Origin of the sequence: Pantoea sp. SIMBA_079 (genome assembly GCF_046940275.1) — a bacterium.
Classification (GTDB): domain Bacteria; phylum Pseudomonadota; class Gammaproteobacteria; order Enterobacterales; family Enterobacteriaceae; genus Pantoea; species Pantoea borealis.
Window position 1 is genome coordinate 83,566 of sequence record NZ_JAWRYR010000010.1, and the last position, 22,101, is coordinate 105,666.

General features: G+C 58.9%; 20 protein-coding genes. 6 read left to right on the forward strand and 14 right to left on the reverse strand.

Features of this window, described 5'->3' with window-relative positions; genetic code table 11:
• The gene (locus SB719_RS13915; protein WP_075050717.1) at positions 1–1,185 is read right to left on the reverse strand and encodes an NAD(P)/FAD-dependent oxidoreductase; all 1,185 of its coding nucleotides are present in this window, start codon (positions 1,183–1,185) and stop codon (positions 1–3) included.
• A gap of 241 nt (positions 1,186–1,426) precedes the next feature.
• Here SB719_RS13915 and pitA point away from each other — a divergent pair, with 241 nt between their 5' ends.
• Complete coding sequence (pitA, locus tag SB719_RS13920) at positions 1,427–2,926, forward strand: inorganic phosphate transporter PitA (protein WP_065648531.1); 1,500 nt, start codon at positions 1,427–1,429, stop codon at positions 2,924–2,926.
• Positions 2,927–3,003: 77 nt separating this feature from the next.
• Here the strand turns inward: pitA and uspB are convergent, their stop codons facing one another.
• Positions 3,004–3,339, reverse strand: coding sequence for a universal stress protein UspB (gene uspB / locus SB719_RS13925; protein WP_065648530.1), 336 nt, complete (start codon positions 3,337–3,339; stop codon positions 3,004–3,006).
• Positions 3,340–3,480: 141 nt separating this feature from the next.
• Here uspB and SB719_RS13930 point away from each other — a divergent pair, with 141 nt between their 5' ends.
• On the forward strand, positions 3,481–3,690 hold the full coding sequence (locus SB719_RS13930) for a hypothetical protein (RefSeq protein ID WP_412159310.1): 210 nt from the start codon (positions 3,481–3,483) through the stop codon (positions 3,688–3,690).
• 64 nt (positions 3,691–3,754) lie between these two features.
• On the forward strand, positions 3,755–4,192 hold the full coding sequence (gene uspA / locus SB719_RS13935) for a universal stress protein UspA (RefSeq protein WP_065648529.1): 438 nt from the start codon (positions 3,755–3,757) through the stop codon (positions 4,190–4,192).
• Between the two features lie 55 nt (positions 4,193–4,247).
• On the opposite strand, the gene rsmJ is transcribed toward uspA, so the two are convergent.
• Together rsmJ and prlC are read right to left on the reverse strand one after the other, a co-directional pair.
• Entirely contained in the window at positions 4,248–4,997 is a 750-nt protein-coding gene (gene rsmJ, locus SB719_RS13940) for a 16S rRNA (guanine(1516)-N(2))-methyltransferase RsmJ (protein ID WP_314687280.1), read from the reverse strand.
• Positions 4,998–5,005: 8 nt separating this feature from the next.
• Complete coding sequence (gene prlC, locus SB719_RS13945; protein ID WP_412159311.1) at positions 5,006–7,048, reverse strand: oligopeptidase A; 2,043 nt, start codon at positions 7,046–7,048, stop codon at positions 5,006–5,008.
• 356 nt (positions 7,049–7,404) lie between these two features.
• Between prlC and SB719_RS13950 the strand changes: the two genes are divergently transcribed.
• The gene (locus SB719_RS13950; RefSeq protein WP_304234086.1) at positions 7,405–8,247 is read left to right on the forward strand and encodes a 23S rRNA (adenine(2030)-N(6))-methyltransferase RlmJ; all 843 of its coding nucleotides are present in this window, start codon (positions 7,405–7,407) and stop codon (positions 8,245–8,247) included.
• Between the two features lie 12 nt (positions 8,248–8,259).
• Here the strand turns inward: SB719_RS13950 and rnz are convergent, their stop codons facing one another.
• Together rnz and SB719_RS13960 are read right to left on the reverse strand one after the other, a co-directional pair.
• Positions 8,260–9,171, reverse strand: a complete 912-nt coding sequence (gene rnz, locus SB719_RS13955) for a ribonuclease Z (protein ID WP_293005854.1) — start codon at positions 9,169–9,171, stop codon at positions 8,260–8,262.
• 103 nt (positions 9,172–9,274) lie between these two features.
• Positions 9,275–10,396, reverse strand: coding sequence for an RNA-guided endonuclease TnpB family protein (locus SB719_RS13960; RefSeq protein WP_314687286.1), 1,122 nt, complete (start codon positions 10,394–10,396; stop codon positions 9,275–9,277).
• Positions 10,397–10,582: 186 nt separating this feature from the next.
• Here SB719_RS13960 and gorA point away from each other — a divergent pair, with 186 nt between their 5' ends.
• A complete protein-coding gene (gene gorA / locus SB719_RS13965; protein ID WP_304234079.1) occupies positions 10,583–11,935 on the forward strand; it encodes a glutathione-disulfide reductase in 1,353 nt (450 codons plus the stop codon).
• Between the two features lie 45 nt (positions 11,936–11,980).
• On the opposite strand, the gene SB719_RS13970 is transcribed toward gorA, so the two are convergent.
• From SB719_RS13970 to SB719_RS13990, 5 genes are all read right to left on the reverse strand, one after another.
• Positions 11,981–12,997 carry a zinc-dependent alcohol dehydrogenase family protein gene (locus SB719_RS13970; protein ID WP_293005848.1) on the reverse strand — a complete coding sequence of 339 codons (1,017 nt, stop codon included), beginning with the start codon at positions 12,995–12,997 and terminating at the stop codon, positions 11,981–11,983.
• A 107-nt stretch (positions 12,998–13,104) separates the two neighbouring features.
• Positions 13,105–14,001, reverse strand: a complete 897-nt coding sequence (locus tag SB719_RS13975) for an alpha/beta hydrolase (RefSeq protein WP_412159312.1) — start codon at positions 13,999–14,001, stop codon at positions 13,105–13,107.
• A gap of 186 nt (positions 14,002–14,187) precedes the next feature.
• On the reverse strand, positions 14,188–14,529 hold the full coding sequence (locus SB719_RS13980; protein WP_065648520.1) for a hypothetical protein: 342 nt from the start codon (positions 14,527–14,529) through the stop codon (positions 14,188–14,190).
• 25 nt (positions 14,530–14,554) lie between these two features.
• Entirely contained in the window at positions 14,555–15,904 is a 1,350-nt protein-coding gene (locus tag SB719_RS13985; protein WP_065648519.1) for a cation:proton antiporter, read from the reverse strand.
• A gap of 54 nt (positions 15,905–15,958) precedes the next feature.
• A complete protein-coding gene (locus tag SB719_RS13990) occupies positions 15,959–17,164 on the reverse strand; it encodes an MFS transporter (protein ID WP_065648518.1) in 1,206 nt (401 codons plus the stop codon).
• Between the two features lie 92 nt (positions 17,165–17,256).
• Here SB719_RS13990 and SB719_RS13995 point away from each other — a divergent pair, with 92 nt between their 5' ends.
• Entirely contained in the window at positions 17,257–18,189 is a 933-nt protein-coding gene (locus SB719_RS13995; RefSeq protein ID WP_304234071.1) for a LysR family transcriptional regulator, read from the forward strand.
• Positions 18,190–18,194: 5 nt separating this feature from the next.
• On the opposite strand, the gene SB719_RS14000 is transcribed toward SB719_RS13995, so the two are convergent.
• The 3 genes from SB719_RS14000 to kdpC are packed head-to-tail and all read right to left on the reverse strand — an operon-like array spanning position 18,195 to position 22,094.
• Entirely contained in the window at positions 18,195–18,701 is a 507-nt protein-coding gene (locus SB719_RS14000) for a TIGR00645 family protein (protein ID WP_065648516.1), read from the reverse strand.
• A gap of 54 nt (positions 18,702–18,755) precedes the next feature.
• A complete protein-coding gene (gene kdpD / locus SB719_RS14005) occupies positions 18,756–21,437 on the reverse strand; it encodes a two-component system sensor histidine kinase KdpD (RefSeq protein WP_314687312.1) in 2,682 nt (893 codons plus the stop codon).
• 57 nt (positions 21,438–21,494) lie between these two features.
• Entirely contained in the window at positions 21,495–22,094 is a 600-nt protein-coding gene (kdpC, locus tag SB719_RS14010; RefSeq protein ID WP_304234069.1) for a potassium-transporting ATPase subunit KdpC, read from the reverse strand.
• Between the last annotated feature and the right edge of the window lie 7 nt (positions 22,095–22,101).

Here is a 22,101-nt window from a genome sequence, read left to right on the forward strand (position 1 = left end):
TCAGAGTGCCTGGGCGCAGGCCCAGGCAGAACTCCACGCCCACTGGAAATTATAGCCACCCAGCCAGCCGGTCACATCCGCGACTTCGCCAATGAAATAGAGGCCCGGTACGTCACGCGCTTCCATGGTTTTTGAAGAGAGCTGCGTGGTATCAACGCCGCCCAGCGTAACCTCCGCGGTGCGATAGCCTTCGGTGCCGTTTGGCTGTACGCGCCACTGGTGCAGTAACTGCGCCAGCTCAGCCTGCTGTTTGCTGTTGAGCTGCTTCAGGGTGACATCCGGGATCTGGTTCATCGCCTGCAGGACCTCCACCAGTCGCTTCGGCAGGATCTTCGCCAGGCTGTTTTTCAGGCTGAGGTTGGGGTGCGCGCTGCGCTGCTCATCGAGGTAATCCGTCAGCGCCAGTGCCGGCAACAGGTTAACGCTGACAAACTCCCCTGGCTGCCAGTAACTGGAGATCTGCAGCACTGCCGGACCAGATAGGCCGCGATGGGTAAACAGCATCGCTTCCTTAAACAGCGTGCCGTCCTGCGCTTCAATGGTGGCTGGCAGCGCAACGCCCGACAGCGTGCTGAGCTGCTCCAGCAGCGGTTTATGCAGCGTAAACGGCACCAGTCCGGCGCGGGTCGGGTAGACGCGCAGACCAAACTGCTCTGCCACTTTGTAACCAAACGGCGACGCACCCAGTCCCGGCATCGATAATCCGCCGCTGGCGATCACCAGCTTCTCTGCCCATACGTCTGTGCCATTAAGCTGCAACCGGAACCCCTCGCCGTCGCGTGCCGTGCTCAGCACTTCGCTGCGCAGCCGCAGCGTCACCGCACCCGCCTCACACTCTTTCAGCAGCATATCGACAATGTGCTGCGCTGAGTCGTCGCAAAACAGCTGACCCAGCGTTTTTTCGTGCCAGGCGATGCCGTACCGGTTAACCAGATCGATAAAATCCCACTGGGTGTAACGCGCCAGCGCAGATTTGCAGAAGTGCGGATTGTGCGACAGGTAGGCCGCCGGCTCGGTATACAGATTCGTAAAGTTGCAGCGGCCGCCGCCTGACATCAGGATCTTACGGCCCGCTTTTTTGCCGTTATCCAGCAGCAGTACGCGGCGCCCGCGCTGTCCCGCCTGCGCTGCACAGAACATACCGGCTGCGCCTGCCCCTATTACGATAACGTCAAACTTTTCCACTGCGATGTCCACCTGATTACGAAAGGCGCTGATTGTAGTGATCTGCGGCTTTTTGCGCCACCTTCAAAAAAATGCTGTAAATATGTCATAATGTAACTGTTTCATTTTTAGGCTCTTTTACCTTGTTTTGTCCTCCGGGTTACCATTTTAAGACAAAAAAAGGCTATATTTCTCTTTCCCATACAGTGCGTTGTCGCAGATAATGCGCCGCGTTCATGTCCTCCAAAATGGCGTAACGTTTATGCTACATCTGTTTGCTGGTCTTGACCTGAGTACCGGCCTGTTATTGGTTCTTGCCCTGCTGTTTGTATTGTTTTATGAGGCAATCAACGGCTTCCACGACACAGCCAACGCGGTCGCTACCGTCATCTACACCCGTGCGATGCGGGCGCAGCTGGCAGTGGTGATGGCAGGTGTGTTCAACTTTTTTGGCGTGCTGCTCGGCGGTCTGAGCGTGGCCTACGCTATCGTACATATGCTTCCTACCGATCTGCTGTTGAATGTCGGTTCGGCGCACGGCCTCGCCATGGTCTTTTCCATGCTGCTGGCTGCCATTATCTGGAACCTCGGCACCTGGTATCTGGGCCTGCCGGCCTCCAGTTCTCATACGCTGATTGGCGCGATTATCGGTATTGGTCTCACCAATGCACTGATGACCGGCACCTCTGTGGTGGATGCGCTCAATCTGCCGAAAGTGATCAATATCTTTCTGTCGCTGATCCTGTCACCGATTATTGGATTGATCATCGCCGGCGGCCTGATTTTCCTGCTGCGCCGTTACTGGAGCAGTACGAAGAAACGCGCGCGTATTCATATGACTCCCGCTGACCGTGAAAAGATAGACGGCAAGAAAAAGCCGCCGTTCTGGACGCGCATCGCGCTGATTGTTTCGGCCATCGGTGTCAGCTATTCACACGGCGCTAACGACGGACAGAAAGGCATTGGCCTGATCATGCTGGTGCTGATTGGCGTGGCTCCGGCGGGTTTTGTCGTGAATATGAATGCGTCAGGTTATGACATCACCCGCACGCGCGATGCGGTTAATCATCTCGAACAGTATTACCGCCAGCACGGCGATTCACTGACGCACATTGTGCAGATGGCACCGCCTGCACTGCCAACGCCGGAAGAAGTTCCGAGCGGCCCGCAGGAGTTCCACTGTGACAGCGCGCGTGCGCTGCAGGCAATCGGCCGGGCTCAGGGCCTGCTGAACAATCTGCAGAGCTACGATCAGCTCTCTGTCGATCAGCGTAGCCAGATGCGTCGTCTGCTGCTGTGCATCTCTGATACTGCGGATAAAGCGGCCAAGCTGCCGGAAACCGGCGCGGATGATAAGCGCTTCCTCAGCAAGCTGAAGGGCGATCTGCTTGGCACTATCGAGTATGCGCCGGTCTGGATTATCGTTGCCGTGGCGCTGGCGCTGGGCATCGGCACTATGATCGGCTGGCGGCGTGTGGCGACAACCATCGGTGAGAAAATCGGTAAGAAAGGCATGACCTATGCGCAGGGTATGTCAGCGCAGGTGACTGCTGCCCTATCGATTGGGGTGGCAAGCTATACCGGTATGCCGGTTTCAACCACGCATATCCTCTCTTCCTCTGTGGCCGGCACCATGCTGGTTGACGGCGGCGGACTGCAGAGTCGCACCATCAAAAACATCGCCATGGCGTGGATCTTCACGCTGCCGGTCTGTATTTTGCTGTCAGGCGGACTCTACTGGATTGCATTGCATCTGATCTGATACCGCAGTATTCCGGCAAAAGGGCGACAACCGTGTCGCCCTTTTTTATTGCCGGCGTCCGGCATGAGGAGGCCGTTTTACTGCCAGATCGCCATGGCCACCAGGCTCACCACGACCAGAAAACAGAGCCCGCTGGTCAGCACAAACTGACCGCGTACGCGTTCGCAGCGGCGGATAAACTCATCGTCATGATGGTCAAGATAGCGTTTCAGCCAGATATAGCGTACCAGCCGTACCTGCTTGCCCGGCTGACCATGAGACGTAAAAAAGCCAGCCCCGTCAACATACTGGTATAACAGCGGATCGCAGCCGCGCAATACGTAAAGCAGCGCACGTAAAGAAGAGAAGTAGCGCGCCATATTCACCAGACAAACCACACAAAGAGCCCAAAAAAGCGCGATAGTGCTGATCATAGTTCCCCCTTCTGGCTGGTACCGCAATGACGTGTTCTGCAGCGGGGAAGTGCTGCAAACGTCCTGTGGAAAATAAGCCAGCCATCGATAAGCAGATTGGCATTGTTGTTTTACAGATCTGCGCCTCGCCACCAGAGAAAAGTGGCACGCAATTTCAGTGTAGAATATCTGCTCAAATTTTTTCCAGCGACGCGTATCGTCACTCTATACCTGCTCCCTGCTCTGCGCATCGTCATCACACTCAGGCGCAGCGGTGCAGCATTTGCCGGTGACACTGGCTATACTCAGCAGATAACAACAGATCCTGCCGTTTCATTGAGTCACCGGCGCATCATCGCCGCTTCGCGCTAAGGAAAACGCCCGCCGTGGTTTGCGGGAGGGTGGCCCCCCAGAATATTGAGAAAGGAGTTTTATCATGGCCTATAAACATATCCTGATTGCAGTCGATCTCTCTCCGGAAAGCCAGCTGCTGGTGGATAAAGCGGTGTCTCTGGCGCGCCCTTATGACGCCAAAATCTCGCTTATTCACGTTGACGTTAACTATTCCGATCTCTATACCGGCCTGATTGACGTTAACCTCGGCGATATGCAGAAGCGTATTTCTGAGGAGACGCACAGCGCCCTGAAAGCCCTCTCTGCCAGCGCAGGCTATCCGGTTGGCGAAACGCTGAGCGGCAGCGGCGATTTGGGCCAGGTGCTGGTGGATGCAATCCGGAAATATGACGTGGATCTGGTGGTCTGCGGTCATCACCAGGATTTCTGGAGCAAGCTAATGTCATCCGCGCGTCAGCTGATTAACACCGTGCATATCGACATGCTGATTGTGCCGCTGCGCGACGCCGAAGAAGAATAAAAAAACAGGCCGGGAGAACCGGCCTGTTTTATTTCTGCTGCCCTGCTTTGCCGCTTCAGGTTAGCGGCGGATAGATATCGAAGCGGTGGCTTTTTGTTACCACGGCAGACTGTGTTGCCACGCCTGCCAGCGGCGGCGCGTAGTCAGGACGCTTAACCACGATACGCTTTTTCGCCAGGCGACGGGCGGGCTCCAGCAGCGCATCGGCATCCTCATCGGCTCCGACCAGCGACTGAAATACGCGCATCTCTTTTTTTACCATCGCACTTTTCTGCCTGTGCGGATACATGGGATCGAGATAGACCACATCCGGCGCGGGTGCGATATCGCTCAGCGCCTGCTGGCTCGCTACGTGCAGCAGCGTCAGCCGCTCGCGCAGCCAGCCGCCAATTTCGCTATCGGCATAGCCGCGCTGCAGGCCATCCTCAAGCAGCGCGGCGACCACCGGGTGGCGCTCCAGCATCCGTACCCGGCACCCCAGCGCAGCAAGCACAAACGCATCGCGTCCGAGACCGGCCGTTGCGTCGACCACATCCGGCAGATAGCCGCCCTTAATGCCCACCGCTTTGGCCACCGCCTCACCGCGTCCGCCGCCGAATTTGCGCCGGTGCGCCATGGCACCGGAGACAAAATCGACGAAAATACCGCCCAGCTTTGGCTCATCGCGCTTGCGCAGCTCAAGATGCGAAGGGGTAAGTACCAGCGCAAGCGGCGCGGTCTCATCCTGCTCAAGCCCCCAGCGCGTTGCCAGTTGTAATAAGGCGCCGTTTCCGGCGCCTGTTTCATCCACTAAACCAATGTTCACCAGCCGGTTTATCCCTGAATCCCGTAGCTTTTCAGCATGGCATCAAGCTGCGGCTCACGGCCGCGGAAGCGTTTGAACAGCTCCATCGGCTCTTCAGCACCGCCGCGCGTCAGGATATTGTCAAGGAAAGCCTGACCGGTTTCACGATTGAAGATGCCCTCATCGCTGAGGCGCGCCCACGCATCGGCTGCGAGCACGTCGGCCCATAAATAGCTGTAGTAACCGGCGGCATATCCGCCTGCAAAGATATGGCTGAACGCATGCGGGAAGCGTCCCCACTGTGGCGCTTCCACAACGGCAACCTGTTTTTTGACCGCATGCAGGGTGTCCATCACCTTCGCTCCGTGCTGCGGGTCAAAACCCGTATGGAGCCGCAAATCGAACAGTCCGAATTCAAGCTGACGCAGAATAAACAGCGCCGCGTGATAGTTCTTCGCTTTCAGCATTTTTTCCAGCAGCTCGTCCGGCAGGGAGGCGCCGGTTTCGTAGTGGCCAGAGATAAAATCCAGTGCATCCGGTTCCCAGCACCAGTTTTCCATAAACTGGCTCGGCAGTTCGACCGCATCCCACGGCACGCCGTTGATACCCGATATTCCCGGAACCTCAACCTGCGTCAGCATATGGTGCAGACCATGGCCAAATTCATGGAACAGCGTGATAACTTCATCGTGCGTAAACAGGGCAGGTTTGCCCGCCAGCGGCTGGCTGAAATTACAGGTCAGATAGGCGATCGGCTTCTGCAGGCTGCCGTCTGTTTTGCGCATTTTATCAACGCAATTATCCATCCAGGCGCCACCGCGCTTATGCTCGCGCGCGTAGAGATCCAGATAAAAACTGCCGCGCAGCTCACCGCTTTCATCAAAGATGTCGAAAAAGCGGACATCGTGATGATAGATCTCAACGTTCTTGCGCTCTTTTACATTGATGCCGTAGATACGTTTTACGACCTCAAACAGACCTTTTAACACGCGGGCTTCCGGGAAATAGGGACGCAGCTGTTCATCACTGATCGCGTAGAGATGCTGCTTCTGCTTTTCACTAAAATAGGTGATATCCCAGGGCTGCATGTTATCAACCCCGTACACCTCTTTAGCAAACTCGCGCAGCTGCGCCAGCTCCTGTTCAGCCTGCGGACGCGCGCGTTTTGCCAGATCGCCCAGGAAGTCGATCACCTGAGACGGGCTATCGGCCATTTTGGTCACCAGCGATTTATCGGCATAAGAGTCATAGCCAAGCAGCTGGGCCAGCTCATGGCGCAGTGCCAGCTGCTCTTCCATTATCGGGCCGTTGTCCCATTTGCCTGCGTTGGGTCCCTGATCGGAAGCGCGCGTGGCGTATGCACGGTACAGCTCTTCACGCAGCGCGGCGTTGTCGCAATAGGTGATAACCGGCAGATAGCTCGGGATATCCAGCGTCAGCAGCCAGCCTTCCTGCTTGCGAAGTTTGGCCTGCTCACGGGCGGCAGAAAGCGCATCTTCCGGTACGCCTGCCAGCTCAGCTTCATCGGTGACCAGCTTGCTCCAGCCCATGGTCGCGTCCAGCACATTGTTGCTGTAGGCTGAGCCCAGCTCCGACAAGCGCGCCATAATTTTGCCATAGCGCCGCTGTTTGTCTCTTTCCAGCCCGATGCCTGACAGCTCGAAATCACGCAGGCTGTTATCAATAGCGCGCTGCTGCTCCGGGCTGAGTGCAGCAAAACTTTCGCTTTGCTTCAGGCTGCGGTACGCCTTGTAGAGTCCCTCGTGCTGGCCAACCCAGGTAGAATATTCAGAAAGCAGCGGCAGCGCTTTGTCGAAAGCGTCGCGCAAATCGGGATTATTTTTTACCGCATTCAGATGGCTGACCGGTGAAAATACACGGCTCAGGCGATCGTCTGCTTCTGCAATTGGCTGAACCAGGCTCTCCCAGGTGTAAGGCGCTCCCCGCGTCACCACACGGTCTACCGTATCGCGGCACTCTTCAAGAACCTCGGTCACGGCAGGCACGACATGTTCAGGTTTGATGGCAGAAAAAGGGGGCAGGGTAAAAGGGGTAAGTAATGGGTTAGTCATAAGCGCGATCCTTTCATCATGGAATTATGGGCGCGAATACTCGCGCTACGCAATTTTACTAAAATGCGGGCGCCGGACATTAAAATCAATGCCGTATAATGGAATAGAAGTAGGAAAAAACGCTCAAAATTGCATTTCCAGGCGCGATCTGACAGCAAATTAAGCATTCGCCTAAATCGACCCGTTACTATTTTGCTGGCCCGTCGCGCTTTCCTGCAGCCGCTCCGGTTTGCGCAGCGCAGCCGCAGCACCGGGTCGGGTGTCGCGAAAGCGCAGCAATTTCTCTTTGATCCGGCTATAATCGCGCCATATTCCATCGTCAACTCCTTTGATCCAACTGCGGACCCCCATTTTTTATGCTGAGTTATCGCCACAGTTTTCACGCCGGCAACCATGCCGACGTGCTGAAACACACCGTTGAAAGCCTGATCCTGACCGCACTCATGGAGAAGGATAAGCCCTTTCTCTATCTGGATACGCACGCCGGTGCCGGACGCTACCAGCTGAGCAGCGCACACGCCGAGCGCACGGGTGAATATCTGGAAGGCATCGCCCGCATCTGGCAGCAGCCTGACGCGCCCGCGCTGCTGAAACCCTATCTGAACGCGGTGCGTAACCTGAATCCCGGTGGCAACCTGCGCTACTACCCAGGTTCACCGCTGATCGCCCGTTATCTGCTGCGCGAAGAGGATAAGCTGCAGCTGACCGAACTGCATCCCAGCGACTATCCGCTGTTACGCAATGAGTTCAGCAAAGATGCGCGCGCGCGCGTGGAACGCGGCGATGGTTATCAGCAGCTGAAGGCGAAACTGCCACCGCCGGCGCGGCGCGGCCTGATCCTGATCGATCCCCCTTATGAGATGAAAAGTGACTACCAGGAGGTGGTGAAAGGGATTCAGGAAGGCTATAAGCGCTTTGCCACCGGTATTTATGCGCTCTGGTATCCGGTTGTGATGCGTCAGCAGATCAAACATATGCTTCGCGATCTGGAAGCCACTGGTATCCGCAATATTCTGCAGATTGAGCTGGCAGTGCGTCCGGACAGCGACCAGCGCGGCATGACCGCCTCCGGCATGATTGTGATCAATCCGCCGTGGAAACTCAAAGCGCAGATGGAAGAACTGCTGCCGTGGCTGCACAAAACGCTGGTGCCCGCCGGCACCGGGCACTATAGCGTCACGCAGGTGGTACCTGAGTAACGGCCCGGCGCGTTAAATCTCCACCACAGCAAAATCGTGTGCCAGCTCGGTTGCCGCAAACACCGACTGGCACTCTGCCAGCAGCTTTTCCCGATCCGCAGAGAGATAGCGCGAACTGAAGTGCGTCGCGATCATACGCCTGGCGCCCGCCTGCTGCGCCACGGCTGCCGCCTGAACCGTTGTTGAGTGCCCCCGCCCGTTGGCCTTTTCCGCCATTGCGGCTTCAAGCGTGGTTTCATGCACCATTACATCGGCATTGGCCGCCAGCGCCAGCGCGGTGTCGGTCGGCGCGGTATCGCCAAATATTGCCAGCACTTTACCTGGCGTAGCGGGCCCCAGATAGTCTGCGCCGTTAATTTCGCGCCCGTCCTCCAGACGGATAACTTTCCCCTGCTTTAAATCCTGATACCAGGGACCGCGCGGAACGCCTTCGGCTTTCAGCCGTGCAGCATCCAGAAATCCGGGCTTATCATGCTGTTCAATGCGGTAGCCATAGCACTCCACGACGTGGTTCATCGGATAAGCGATCACCCGGAACTCGCCGTTATCCAGCACCGGACCTGCCTCAATCTCTATAATTTCCAGCGGATAAGTGGTCCAGGAGCTGCTCAGGCTCAGCGCATTTTCAACGAACGCCTTCAGTCCCTTAGGTCCATAGATCGTCAGCGGATCGGGCATGCCTGCCATTGAACGGCTGGTGAGCAGACCCGGCAGGCCAAAGATGTGATCGCCGTGCAGGTGCGTAATGAAAATTTTCTCCAGTTTGCCGGGGCGAAGCGCCGAGCGCATAAACTGATGCTGCGTCGCCTCACCGCAGTCAAACAGCCAGGTGTCGCCACGCTTTGAAAGCGTCAGGGCGATCGCGGTAACGTTGCGCTGTAAACTGGGCGCACCCGCGCCGGTGCCTAAAAAAGTCAGATGCATAATAGCCTTACCTGTAAGCGAAACCTGGATTTCACTCTATCTTGACTGCTCCCCGCCCTAAAGGGCGAGGATTCCTACTTCAACGCAACCTACCTAAGCCGCATTACGCGGCTTTAGGGTTTACAGTCGCTCCGTGGGCTAACGCGGTCAGCCCGACCGCTTTTATATTCTTCGCAGCGTTTACGTCACGATCATGGTTAGCCCCGCACTCAGGGCAGATCCACGAACGAACGTTAAGCGCCATCTTTGGCATGGTATAGCCGCAACCGCTACAGCGTTTTGAGGACGGGAAAAACTGGTCAATGGCGACCACGGATCGCCCCGACCATTCGCCCTTATATTCAAGCTGGCGCACGAATTCACCCCAGCTTGCGTCTGCTATCGCTTTGGATAACTTCGGGTTACGGATCATGTTCTTCACTTTCAGGGATTCGACGCAAACAACTTGGTTTTCGTTAATGAGCTTGCGGGATAGCTTGTGCAAGTTATCCAGGCGGCAATCAGCAATTTTCACGTGAATGCGGGCGACTTTGGCGCGGGCTTTGGCGCGGTTCTTTGAGCCTTTTTGTTTCTTGCTCAAACGTCGCTGTAGCAGGGCTAATCGCTTCGCATATTTAGCAGTATGGCGGGGATTGCCGGTTTTGAATCCGGTATCGGTGACGAACAAATCTTTTAAACCAACATCAATGCCGACCGTGGACGCGGTGATCGGCAGTGATACAGGTTCAAACTCGCAGAGGCACGAAACAAAGTAGCGCCCCGCTGAATCTTTGGACACGGTGACGGTAGACGGCACGGACGGCAAAGGGCGACTCCAGCGCACGTCTAAAGGCGCTTTGCTCTTTGCCATGTACAACTTGCCGTCGCGGTATTTAAACGCGGCATCCGTCAGCGTAGCGGCCTGTTTATGGCGCTTGCTTTTGAATGTCGGATACTTTGCCCGACCTGCAAAGAAGTTAGAAAAGGCGGCTTGTTGGTGGCGCAAGGCTTGCTGTAGTGGCACGCTGGAAACGTCATTGAGCCAGGCAAAATCTGGCTCTTTTTTCAGTGCGGTTAATCGTGCGCTGGCTTGTGTATAGCCGATCTTCTCTTGTCGTTCGTAATAAGCATCGGTGCGCCAGCGCAAGATGCTGTTATAGACAAAACGCACACAACCGAACGTTTGAGCCAGTAACTCAATCTGATCGGGTGTTGGATAGAATCTGTATTTATATGCGCGTTTCATGCTTTACATATTATGGCGCATTATGTAAGAAGGTCAAGGAATGTTACGCAGTTACCGCGCTTATATCCCCGCCCGATTGGGCGAGGTCTTACGCGCAAATTGATAATCATAGGCGGAACCTTTGCGCCGCTCCGTCAGGTAGCGGTAAACTTTACGCCATATTTTCTCAACAGACGGAAACAACGGATGACCAGACATTTTGACTACCTCGCTATCGGCGGCGGCAGCGGCGGCATCGCCTCCATTAATCGTGCAGCCATGCACGGCCAGACGTGTGCGCTGATCGAAGCGAAAGAGCTGGGTGGCACCTGCGTTAACGTCGGTTGCGTGCCGAAAAAGGTCATGTGGCATGCGGCGCAGATCGCCGAAGCTATTCACCTGTACGGACCGGATTATGGCTTTGACACCACGGTGAATCGCTTTGACTGGGCCACGCTGGTAAAAAACCGCAGCGCCTATATCGATCGCATTCACAGCTCCTATGACAACGTACTGGGCAAAAACAAGGTCGAGGTCATCAAAGGCTTTGCCCGCTTTGTGGATGCGCACACGGTGGAAGTGAATGGTGAAACGATCACCGCCGATCATATCCTGATCGCCACCGGCGGACGCCCGGTGCGCCCTGCTGTGCCGGGTGCAGAATATGGCATCGATTCTGACGGTTTCTTTGAGCTGGAATCTTTGCCGCGGCGCGTGGCCGTCGTGGGTGCAGGCTATATTGCCGTTGAGCTGGCAGGCGTGGTCAATGCGCTGGGCGCGGAAACGCATCTGTTTGTGCGTAAACACGCTCCGCTGCGCAGTTTTGATCCGCTATTGAGTGAAACGCTGGTGGAGGTGATGCAGGCGGAAGGCCCGCAGCTGCACACCGAAGCGACGCCAAAAGCCGTGGTGAAAAATGCCGACGGCAGCCTGACGCTGCAGCTGGAAAATGGCAGCGAACAGACGGTGGATTGCCTGGTCTGGGCCGTGGGCCGCGAACCGGCGACCGATAATCTCAACCTTGACGTGACCGGCGTTGCGCTTGATGAGAAAGGCTATATCCGGGTCGATAAGTTTCAGAATACCAGCGTTGCCGGCATTTATGCGGTGGGCGATAACACCGGTGCCGTCGAGCTGACGCCGGTGGCAGTAGCGGCAGGCCGCCGCCTCTCTGAGCGTCTGTTTAACAACAAGCCGGATGAGCATCTCGACTACAGCAATGTCCCGACCGTGGTATTCAGCCATCCGCCTATCGGCACGGTGGGCCTGACCGAACCGCAGGCGCGTGAGCAGTATGGCGACGATCATGTGAAGGTCTATAAATCCTCTTTTACCGCCATGTATACCGCGGTCACGCAGCATCGCCAGCCGTGCCGCATGAAGCTGGTCTGCGTCGGCCCGGAAGAGAAGATTGTTGGTATTCACGGCATCGGCAGCGGCATGGATGAGATGCTGCAGGGCTTTGCCGTGGCGCTGAAGATGGGTGCCACGAAAAAAGATTTCGACAATACCGTGGCGATTCACCCCACCGCAGCGGAAGAGTTTGTGACGATGCGTTAACAAAAAGGCGCCCGGACGGGCGCCTTTTTTGATCGCCGTAGCCTATTACCAGGAGACGGTAATTTTGCCAAAGTGGCTGGCACCCTGCTGATGACGGAACGCCGCCGGCAGCTCGCCCAGAGCGTTGAAATGCTCGCCGATTACCGGCCGGACCGCAATCTGCTCCAGCGCACGTACAAACTCCTGCTGCTGACGACGATGACCCACAATCAGCCCCTGGATCCGCGCCTGCTTCGCCATTAACAGCGAGGTCGGGATCACACCCTCATGGCCGGTCAGTACGCCAATCAGCGCGATATGTCCGCCGATGCGCACTGCTTTGATCGACTCTGCCATGGTGCCGGGTCCGCCCAGTTCAATCACCACGTCCGCACCGACACCCTCCGTCAGCTGCTGTACTTCGCTGCCCCAGCCGGGCGTGGTGCGATAGTTGATACCGGCATCGGCGCCCAGCTCGCGCGCACGCGCCAGCTTTTCATCAGAAGAGGACGTGACAATCACCCGTGCACCCATCGCTTTAGCAATCTGCAGTGCGGTGATAGAGACACCGCCGGTGCCGAGCGTAACGATGGTATCACCCGCTTTGATCTGTGCATCCCCCACCAGCGCCCGCCACGCCGTCAGCCCGGAGGTGGTGATAGTCGCCGCTTCGGCATGGCTCCAGCCGCGCGGTGCCAGCGTAAAGTGATGCGCCGGACGCACCACGATTTCAGCGGCAAAGCCGTGGGCACCATCCCCTGGCGTACGGGTAAAGTCACCCACGCGGGCGTAAGGCAGGCCATCCTGCCACTGCGGGAAAAAGCAGGAGACCACATGGTCGCCGGGCCGGAATTCGCTGACGCTGCTGCCCACCTCTTCCACAACGCCGGCGCCGTCCGCCATCATGATGCGCCCTGCTTCAGTCGGGATCGAGCCGTCTGCGACCAGCAGATCGTGATAGTTAAGTGAGGTGGCGTGGATACGGACGCGGATCTCATCAGCAGCGGGCTTGCCAGGATCGGGCAGATCCACCTGCTGCAGATTATCCAGGCCGCCGGGCTGGTTAAGAATCATCGCTTTCATTCGCTTTTCTCCTGTCAGAACACACAATAACGCGCTACCGGTTACTGAGTGTGGCAGTGCAACAGCATTCGTGCCTGGTAAGGTGTGCGGCGGACACGCCGCAGCGATCAGCTCAGTTTATCAAGCCAGCGCACATACGCCTGGTCCCAGAGCGCAGCAGGCGTGCCCGCTTTACCCAGGCCAAAGCCGTGCCCGCCGCTGCTAAGCTCAATCAGCTCAACCGGTACGCGCATGCGCCGGCAGACGTCGCGCATCAGTTCGGTGTTGTAGGGATTAGAGGTGCGATCGTCCTCTGCCTGGGCGAGAAACGTCGGTGGATAGACGCGGGTGACATAGTTTTGCACTGACCAGTTTGCCGCCTGAGTCGCGGTGGCGTGTGCCCCCACCATCATCAGGCGGGTCTGCGTATGCTGAAACGGCGCTTCCAGCGTGATCACCGGATAGATAAGCCCTACGCTGCTGGCCGACGGCACGATCTCATCCAGCGCGTCCTGCTGCGGGTAAGTGCGAAAATCAGGCCGCGCGGCGGCCATGCCCATCAGATGACCTCCGGCCGAAAAGCCGAGCAGGTGTACGTTCGACTCCATCGCGCGCACCATGCGAATGGCGCGCTGCGCATCCTGCAGCGGTGCCAGATTGCCCGCCTGCCACTTCTCACCGGGCAGGCGATAGCTCAGCACATAGGCGGTATAGCCATTGGCATTCAGCCAGCGCGCAACCGGCCACGCCTCCCGGCCCATACCGATAAAGCGATAACCGCCGCCTGCGGCAATCAGCACCGCCTCGCCGTTGGGATTCTCCGGACGAAAGCGCTGAATAGCGGGTGAAACGATGTTGGTCCATGAGCCTTTGGTGTTGACCCTCAACAAGCCAGACGGGCCGCCACCGCCCGGCGGCTCATCCGGCCAGAGCGGAATGATGTCATCACGGGCAAACAGCTTGCCGGTGGTCATCGCGAGAACGGTTGCTCCGCTCGCCTGTAAAAAACGACGACGTGTCATCATGTTGCGTGCCAGCCACTCTCAGGAAACACCCGGCTCCGGGTCAGATTATTGGTGTGACGAAAGTCTGATTTCTATCCGGCGATAATGTACGCATTCCGCACCAAAAAGCCATAAAAAAACGCGCCGTAAAAGGCGCGTATAATGTGATTGTTACAGCTGCGGCGGCCTGCAGACCAAAGACGCGGCTTAATCCTGCTGCTGAAACTGCGTCATGACGGTCTGCTCGCACTGCTGCTGATCGTGACGCAGCTTACCGCGCTCTTCTTCACCCAGTTCCAGCCAGCCGTTGATCACTTCCTGTGCGATCTCTTCATCGAACTCAGGCTTGTTCATTGCAGAAGGCGACTGGCTGGCGGCCATTTGCGCTTTCAGCTTCGCGGTATAGCTCTCCATGTCACCGGTTTTCTGCTCGCTGCTGACCAGATGGCAGAGCTGACCAGCGTAGATATTCTCTTGTGCATCCGCCTCTTCCGCCAGCGCACCGGCAGAAAGGGTTAAGCCCATCAGGGCAATCAATAAGCGTTTCATAAAGGCTCCTGTTGTTTCCGGAAACTCAGGTTTCATCCTGTTGCGCGCGTGCCGCCTGACGGGCAGCACGCCAGTTTAAGAGCGGTGTCACTGTGATACCGTGCAGCACCACGCTGCATACTACAATGGTCAGGGCCATATCCACCATCTGCTGCGCTTCAGTGCCCTGCAGGCCGTGCACCCAGGCAAAAGCGATATAGTTGATACTGCCAATTCCGCGAATGCCGAGCCAGCCAATCAGCAGCCGGCGCGCGCGCGGCATTTCACAGCGCCAGGTAGTAAGCCAGACTGCCAGCGGTCGCACCACGATAAACAGCAGCAGCGCCAGGCCAATGCCCATCGGGTTCCAGTGGTGCGCCAGCGTAATGCCCAGCACAACCATCAGCGCGGCGGCCAGCAGGCGTTCCACCGTATCGCCAAATGAGAGCGCATCGCCAATCACCAGGCCCACGGATTTAACCATTCCGCCACCGCTCTGCCGTACGCGCTGATTGGGGTTCACCATAACCTCGGCCGGCAGATGTTGTTTCTCTTCCGGCAGATCTTCCAGCGGAAAACAGCGCGTTACGCGCAGTTCAGCGCGACGCAGGCCGACGCCTGCGGCGAAGGTCGCCAGAAAGCCAGAGGCATCCAGCGCCTGCGAGGCAGCATAGCTGAACGCAATAAGCGCCAGCGCAAGAAAATCGTTTGGCGCTACGTCATCGTGCGCGCTGCGCAGCCGCGCCGCCAGCTGGCCGATAATGCGCCCCAGCAGATAGCCAATCGCAATACCACCGCCAATAGACCAGAGCACATCCAGCGTCGCCCACTCCCCCAGGCTGGCGAGATCAAACCCTTCCGGGCGCATCAGCAGCAGCGCCAGGATCAGCAGCGGCAGCGCCGAACCATCGTTCATCCCCGCTTCGCTGGAGAGCGCAACGCGCAGTGCATCATCATCGCGCGCATCGTTGACTGAAATCAGGCTGGCCAGCACCGGATCGGTTGGCGCAACAATGGCGCCAAACGCCAGCGACAGCGGCCAGTTAAAACCGGTGATCCAGTGCACCAGGCACGCCATACCGCCCACCGTCAGCAGCATCGCCGGAAATGCCAGCCGCAGTCCGACCCGCCACGCGTGCGCTTTCAGCGGCAGACGCAGCTTCAGCCCGGTGATAAACAGCGACGCGGCCATCGTGATTTCGGTGATATGCGCCACCAGCTCAGAGTGACCCACAATATCGATACGCAGCAGATCCAGCACCCAGGGACCGCAGATAATCCCGGCGATAAGATAGAGGCCGAATGAGGTCACCGGTCCGCGATGGATCCAGCCGGAGGCCAGTGACATGATCAGTAACAGACCGCCGACAACGGCGGTCCAGGCAAGGAAATTCATAACGCTCCGCTTTTCAAAAACATAACTCTCTTAAGCCTGGCACATGATTGAAAATTAGTTTTTGAGGTGTGCGCTGCGCAGACGTACCAGCAGGGCCAGCAGTGCCGCCGCCGTTGCCAGCGTGACCACGCCGCTCCAGCCAAAATGCGCCAGGGCCAGGCTGCCCAGTGCCGCACCGGCGGCCATACCGACAAATATTACGGTAAACATCAGGGCATTCAGGCGGCTGCGCGCCTCAGGTGCCAGACTGTAGACCAGCGTCTGATGCGCGACCAGCGTCGCCTGCACCCCCAGATCAAATCCCACCGTACTCAGGATAATCACGCCCGGCTGCGCTGGCAGCGGCAGCAGCGGCAGCAGGAACATCAGCGCGAACGACCCCATCACCAGCGCAGAGCCGTACTGTGTCACCCGCGCCGGACCGATGCGATCGGCCACGCTACCGGCCAGCGGGGCTGCCAGCGCCCCTGCCGCACCCGCCAGGCCAAACGCGCCCGCAACGGCACTGTCGAAATGAAAGCGCTCGCTCAGCATCAGCGCCAGCGTGGACCAGAAGGCGCTGAATCCCACGGATAACAGTCCCTGTGCCAGCGCGGCGCGGCGCAGCGTCTGATGCTGACGCCACAGCTGCGCCAGCGACAGCAGCAGGCGCGGATAGCTGACGGCGGTACCGGGTGTGAAGCGCGGCAGCACGCGCCAGAGTGCCAGCGTCATCAGCAGCATAGCGCCCGCGGCGATAAAATAGAGCGTACGCCAGCCGGCATACTCCGCCACCAGACCGCTGATCACCCGCGACAGCAGAATACCCGCCAGCAACCCGGTCATTACCACGCCAACCGCCCTGCCGCGGCGATGCTCAGGCGCCAGCGCGGCAGAAGCGGGCACAATATCCTGTGCCACGGTGGCGGTCAGTCCGGTCACAAAGCTGGCGATCAGCAGCGCGCCGATCCCGCCGGCAAACCCGCACAGCAGCAGCGAGGCCACCAGCAGTAATCCCTTAATCAGAATAATGGTGCGCCGGTCATGGCGATCGCCCAGCGGGGCCAGCAGCAGGATCCCCAGCGCATAGCCCGCCTGCGTCAGCATCGGCACCATACCGGTGCTGCTGATGCCGGTGTTAAATGTTTTACTGATGATATCCAGCATGGGCTGGCTGTAATAAATAGAAGCGACGCTCAGCCCGGCACCGGCGGCAAGCGTAAACAGCAGCGGAGCGGGAAGCGTTTCTGCGCGACGGGCAGATGAGGATAAAACAGACATGGGCAGTTCTCCTGAAAAGTTGCATCCAGTAAAGCGCACGGCAGCCATACGCGGTAGAGTGCGGTAACACACAACTGTTATGCATGACACGTATGAACAACCTGACCAGTACCGATCGTATCGCCCTGATGCAGACCTTTATCCGTATCGTTGAGAGTGGCTCTCTCTCTGCCGCCGCGCGGCAGCTCAGCATCACACAGCCCACCATCAGCCGCCGTCTGCAGGCGCTGGAGCACTATCTCGGCCTGAAGCTGATACTGCGCACCACACATGCGCTTAAACTGACGGATGACGGGGAGCGCTGCTATACGCAGGCGCGACAGTTAATGGCCACGTGGTATGCGCTGGAAGATGAGCTGACCGGGTCGCATGATGAACCGGCGGGCACGCTGCGGGTACGCGCACCGCACGCCTTCGGACAGGATCAGCTGATTACGCCACTGGTGACCTGGCTGCAGCGCTACCCGCGTCTGAATGTGGAGTGGATGCTCAACGATCGCACGCCGGACTTTATCCGTGAAAATATTGATTGTGCGATTCAGGTTGGCGCGCCCGACGATCCGGGCATTGTGGCCGTGCTGCTGGCCGAGGTGCCGCGTATTGTGGTGGCGGCGCCGGCGCTGCTGGCCGCCCATCCCCCGGTGACGCAGACCGATGAACTGGCACAGCTGCCGTGGCTGGCGCTGACCAGCTTTTATCGCAATGAGATTGCGCTGCAGCGCGTCAGCGATAGCACAATGGTAAGTCTGGCTATCGCGCCGCGGCTCGCCAGCGACAGCCTCTATGCCGTGCGCAAGGCCGCGCTGGCCGGAATGGGCGCTGCGGTGGTGTCATCGTGGGTCGTGCAGGACGATCTGGCATCCGGCGCGCTGGTGCAGCTGCTGCCGGCGTGGCAGGCACCGCCGCTGCCGGTCTGGCTGACCTATCCGTGGGCCAGCTACTATCCGGCAAGGCTGCGCCATTTTTTTACGCTGATCAAAGCGGTGATGCCGCAGCTGCTGGGTACCCGGCCGCCGGCACGCTGAGCCGGTCAGTCAGCCTTCTTTTTCTCCATCTTGGACATGTTATCCAGCCAGCCCATAACAAACGCGGAGAGCACAAAGGTCAGATGGATGATCACGTACCACATCAGTTTGTCGTTGGCGACGTTGCGCGCATCCATAAAGATGCGCAGCAGATGGATAGAGGAGATCGCGACAATAGAGGCGGCGACTTTATTTTTAAGCGAGCCGGAGTCCATCTTGCCCAGCCAGCTCAGCTTCTCTTTGTGTTCGGCGATATCGAGCTTCGAGACAAAGTTTTCATAGCCGGAGAGCATCACCATCACCAGCAGCCCCCCGACCAGCGTCATGTCAACCAGCGACAGCAGCAGCAGGATCAGATCGTTTTCCGCAATGCTGAGGATGTTCGGCAGCAGATGGAAAATTTCCTGAAAAAATTTAACGGTCAGCGCCAGCAGGCCCAGCGAAAGTCCAATGTAAACCGGTGCCAGCAGCCAGCGTGATGAATACATCAGGTTTTCGGTAAAACGTTCCATAAGTTTCCATAAGTTAGCAGCGAAGCTGCCGAGTATACCCGAACTTGTGTGAAGTTATTTAAGCGCGGCCTCGGAAATTTCCGGCGGCGCCGGGAGCGGCAGCGACAGGCGAAATTCAGCCCCGCCGCTGGCACGGTTTTCCGCCCAGATGCGTCCGCGATGCGCTTCGGTGATGGTCTTGCTGATCGCCAGCCCCAGCCCGACCCCTGGTACGGCAGACTCTTTATCGCCCCGGGCAAACTTATCAAAAATCTGCGTCAGGCTGTCGCCCGCGATGCCCGGCCCGCTGTCCCAGACGCCGATTTCGAGCCGGGTGCCGTCGCGCCAGGCGCGAATACCGTGCTGCGCCGCGTTACCGGCATACTTCAGGCTGTTCTCAATCAGATTGGAAAATACCCGCTCCAGCATCGCGCTGTCGCCTTTAATCAGGACCAGCTCCGACGGCAGCGCCAGCTCAAACGCGTGACCTTTCAGCATCGGCCCCATGCTGCGCAGCGCGCCATCGATCACCTCATCCAGCGCCACCCACTCTTCGCGCAGCTGCAGGCCGCCGGACTGAATGCGCGCCATATCCAGCATATTGCTGACCAGGCGAATCGTGCTCAGCGTCTGCTCACGGATCTGGCCGGCCTGCGCGACAAACGGCGACTGCGCATGCGCATGCGCAAGGTCGAGCATCAGCATCTCTGCCTGACCAAACAGCACCGTCAGCGGCGTGCGCAGATCGTGTGACAGCGCTGACAGCAGCGCATTCCGCAGCTGCTCCCGCTCTGCTGCGAGGCGCGACGCCGCTTCGCTCTGCGTCAGCGCCATGCGCTCCAGCGCGTTGGCGATCAGCACGGTAAACGTCTCCACCAGCCGCTGCTGCTCCGGGATCATCAGCTGGCGCAGGTTCTCCGGCTCGACCACCAGCAGACCCCGGCACTGCTGACCGCTCTTCAGCGGCACAATCTGATAGGGCACGGCCGGCAGCGTATCGGTGCCGGCACCGGCGGGCTGGCCTTTGCTGTAGCTCCATTTTGCGATCCCGGCATCGGGCGGCGTGCCGCGTAAATCCGGTCCGGTCGCCTGCAGCTCCCCCTGCTCATCGGGCAGCAGCAGCTGACTGCGCGCCTGCAATGTCACCTCAATGACCCGCTGTGCGGTAGCGGCAATATCCTGCGGCGTCAGCGCGCTGCCGAGCGATTTTGCCATCTCATAAAGGTAGCGGGCGCGCTGCTCGCGATAGCGCGCCACCCTGGCCTGATAGCGCACCCCGGCGGTGAGATTTCCGACGATCACGCCGACCGCCAGCATCACGCCAAAGGTGACCAGATACTGCAGGTCAGAAACGGCGACGGTGCCGGTGGGCGCGACAAACATCAGATCAAACGCGAGAACATTAATTACGGTGGCAAACACCGAGGGCCAGCGCCCGTAGCGCAGCGCCACCAGCACCACCGACAGCAGATAGATCATGACGGCATTGGCGCTGTCGAACTCCGCAAGCAGGCCGCGCCCGATAAACGTTACCGCAAGGCAGAGCAGCAGCGCCATGACGCAGCCGCGCAGCCGCAGCCGCCACTTATCGCTGCTGGCCGGTTTGCTGCTGGCCGCATGCAGCGCCGGACGCAGCGGCTCATCCAGCGCCACGACCAGCAGATCGAGATCCGGCCCCAGCTCGCCGAGACGCTGGGCGAAGCTGTCGCGGCGGAAGCGCCGGTGCGGCTGGCGTCCGGCGACAATTTTGCCCAGATTATGCTCGCGCGCGTAGCGCAGCACCGCGCGCACTTCATCCGGATCGGCGAGCGTGGCGGTTTCTGCGCCCAGCTCCTGCGCCAGCTGCAGCGTACGCAGGATCGCGCGCCGCTGCGTCTCCGGCAGGCGATGCAGGCGCGGGGTTTCCACATAAATGGCGTGCCAGACGCTGCCGAGCCGTGCCGCCAGACGCGCAGCGGTGCGCACCAGCTTTTCGCTGCCGGTGTCATCACCAATACAGAGTAAAATCGCATCCCGGGTATGCCAGACCCGATCGCGTCCCTGCTGATCACGCCAGGCGCGCATCTGATCGTCCACGCGATCGGCAGTACGGCGCAGCGCCAGTTCACGCAGCGCAAACAGGTTGCCCTTGCGGAAAAAGTTTTCAATCGCGCGTTCGGCCCGGTCGCCGATGTAGACCTTGCCCTCTTTCAGCCGCTGACGCAGATCGTCCGGCGGCAGGTCCACCAGCACGACCTCATCCGCGCTGTCGAAAAAGGGATCGGGCACGGTTTCGCGCACCTGGATCCCGGTAATTCCGGCCACCACGTCATTCAGGCTTTCGAGATGCTGTACGTTAACCGTGGTAATGACATCGATGCCGGCATCAAGCAGCTCGTCAATATCCTGCCAGCGTTTAGGATGGCGCGCGCCCTGCACGTTGGTATGCGCCAGCTCATCCATCAGGATCACCGCCGGGTGACGCGCCAGTGCCGCGTCCAGATCGAACTCCGTATGGTGTGAGCGACCGGCGGCGCGGCGCGGCAGCAGCGTCAGGCCATCAAGCAGCGCCGCCGTTTCTGCGCGATTATGGGTCTCCACAATACCGGCCAGCACATCCAGCCCCTGCGCACGCAGCCGCTGCGCCTCCTGCAGCATCGCAAAGGTTTTACCCACGCCGGCACAGGCACCAAAATAAATTTTCAGCTTGCCGCGATGCCCGTCCTGCTGCGTCAGCAGCAGCGCGTCGGGATCGGGCCGGGACAGTTCATCATTCATGTCGTTCAAAGAGTGAGTTCCGTACCATCATTGAAACGGTCGCCATGAAGGGTGACCCTACAGTGTCGGGTGCGCATGAATGCGCACCGGATTCAAATTATCCAGCGCCAGATTGAGCCGCAGTACGTTAACGGTCTCTTCACCGATAAACGGCAGCAGCGGACGCACGGTAAGCTGCGCAATCAGCGCGGCCACCTGGGCCGGTGTGATACCGCGTGCCGCCGCAATGCGCGGCGCCTGCCAGCGCGCGGCCGCAGGTGAAATATCGGGGTCCAGCCCGCTGGCAGACGCGGTGACCAGCTCAACCGGCACGGCAGCCGCCGCCTGCGGGTTTGCTGCCCGCAGTGCGGCCACGCGCGCCGCGACGGCACTGTCCAGCGCCGGGTTACTCCCGGCCAGGTTGCTGCCGCCGGAGGCCCGGGCGTTATAAGGATGCTCTGCCGTGGCCGATGGCCGTCCCTGGAAATAGCCGGGCTGAGTGAACAGCTGCCCAATCAGCGCCGAGCCGCGCACGCTGCCCGCCTGCTCCAGCAGCGAACCGCTCGCCTGCTGCGGAAACCACCACTGTGCCAGCCCGGTGGTCAGCAGCGGATAGAGTGCACCGGTGAACAGCATCAGCACCATAAACAATACAACAGCCGGACGTAACTGACTCATCTCTCTT

Excerpts from the sequence above, each read along its gene's own strand:
- gorA (WP_304234079.1), top strand. The coding sequence starts at position 10,583 with ATGACCAGACATTTTGACTACCTCGCTATCGGCGGCGGCAGCGGCGGC.
- kdpC (WP_304234069.1), bottom strand. The coding sequence starts at position 22,094 with ATGAGTCAGTTACGTCCGGCTGTTGTATTGTTTATGGTGCTGATGCTG.
- rnz (WP_293005854.1), bottom strand. The coding sequence starts at position 9,171 with ATGCATCTGACTTTTTTAGGCACCGGCGCGGGTGCGCCCAGTTTACAG.
- SB719_RS13970 (WP_293005848.1), bottom strand. The coding sequence starts at position 12,997 with ATGAAAGCGATGATTCTTAACCAGCCCGGCGGCCTGGATAATCTGCAG.
- SB719_RS14000 (WP_065648516.1), bottom strand. The coding sequence starts at position 18,701 with ATGGAACGTTTTACCGAAAACCTGATGTATTCATCACGCTGGCTGCTG.
- SB719_RS13985 (WP_065648519.1), bottom strand. The coding sequence starts at position 15,904 with ATGAATTTCCTTGCCTGGACCGCCGTTGTCGGCGGTCTGTTACTGATC.
- kdpD (WP_314687312.1), bottom strand. The coding sequence starts at position 21,437 with ATGAATGATGAACTGTCCCGGCCCGATCCCGACGCGCTGCTGCTGACG.
- uspA (WP_065648529.1), top strand. The coding sequence starts at position 3,755 with ATGGCCTATAAACATATCCTGATTGCAGTCGATCTCTCTCCGGAAAGC.
- pitA (WP_065648531.1), top strand. The coding sequence starts at position 1,427 with ATGCTACATCTGTTTGCTGGTCTTGACCTGAGTACCGGCCTGTTATTG.
- SB719_RS13950 (WP_304234086.1), top strand. The coding sequence starts at position 7,405 with ATGCTGAGTTATCGCCACAGTTTTCACGCCGGCAACCATGCCGACGTG.
- prlC (WP_412159311.1), bottom strand. The coding sequence starts at position 7,048 with ATGACTAACCCATTACTTACCCCTTTTACCCTGCCCCCTTTTTCTGCC.
- SB719_RS13990 (WP_065648518.1), bottom strand. The coding sequence starts at position 17,164 with ATGTCTGTTTTATCCTCATCTGCCCGTCGCGCAGAAACGCTTCCCGCT.
- SB719_RS13960 (WP_314687286.1), bottom strand. The coding sequence starts at position 10,396 with ATGAAACGCGCATATAAATACAGATTCTATCCAACACCCGATCAGATT.
- SB719_RS13975 (WP_412159312.1), bottom strand. The coding sequence starts at position 14,001 with ATGATGACACGTCGTCGTTTTTTACAGGCGAGCGGAGCAACCGTTCTC.
- uspB (WP_065648530.1), bottom strand. The coding sequence starts at position 3,339 with ATGATCAGCACTATCGCGCTTTTTTGGGCTCTTTGTGTGGTTTGTCTG.
- SB719_RS13980 (WP_065648520.1), bottom strand. The coding sequence starts at position 14,529 with ATGAAACGCTTATTGATTGCCCTGATGGGCTTAACCCTTTCTGCCGGT.
- SB719_RS13995 (WP_304234071.1), top strand. The coding sequence starts at position 17,257 with ATGAACAACCTGACCAGTACCGATCGTATCGCCCTGATGCAGACCTTT.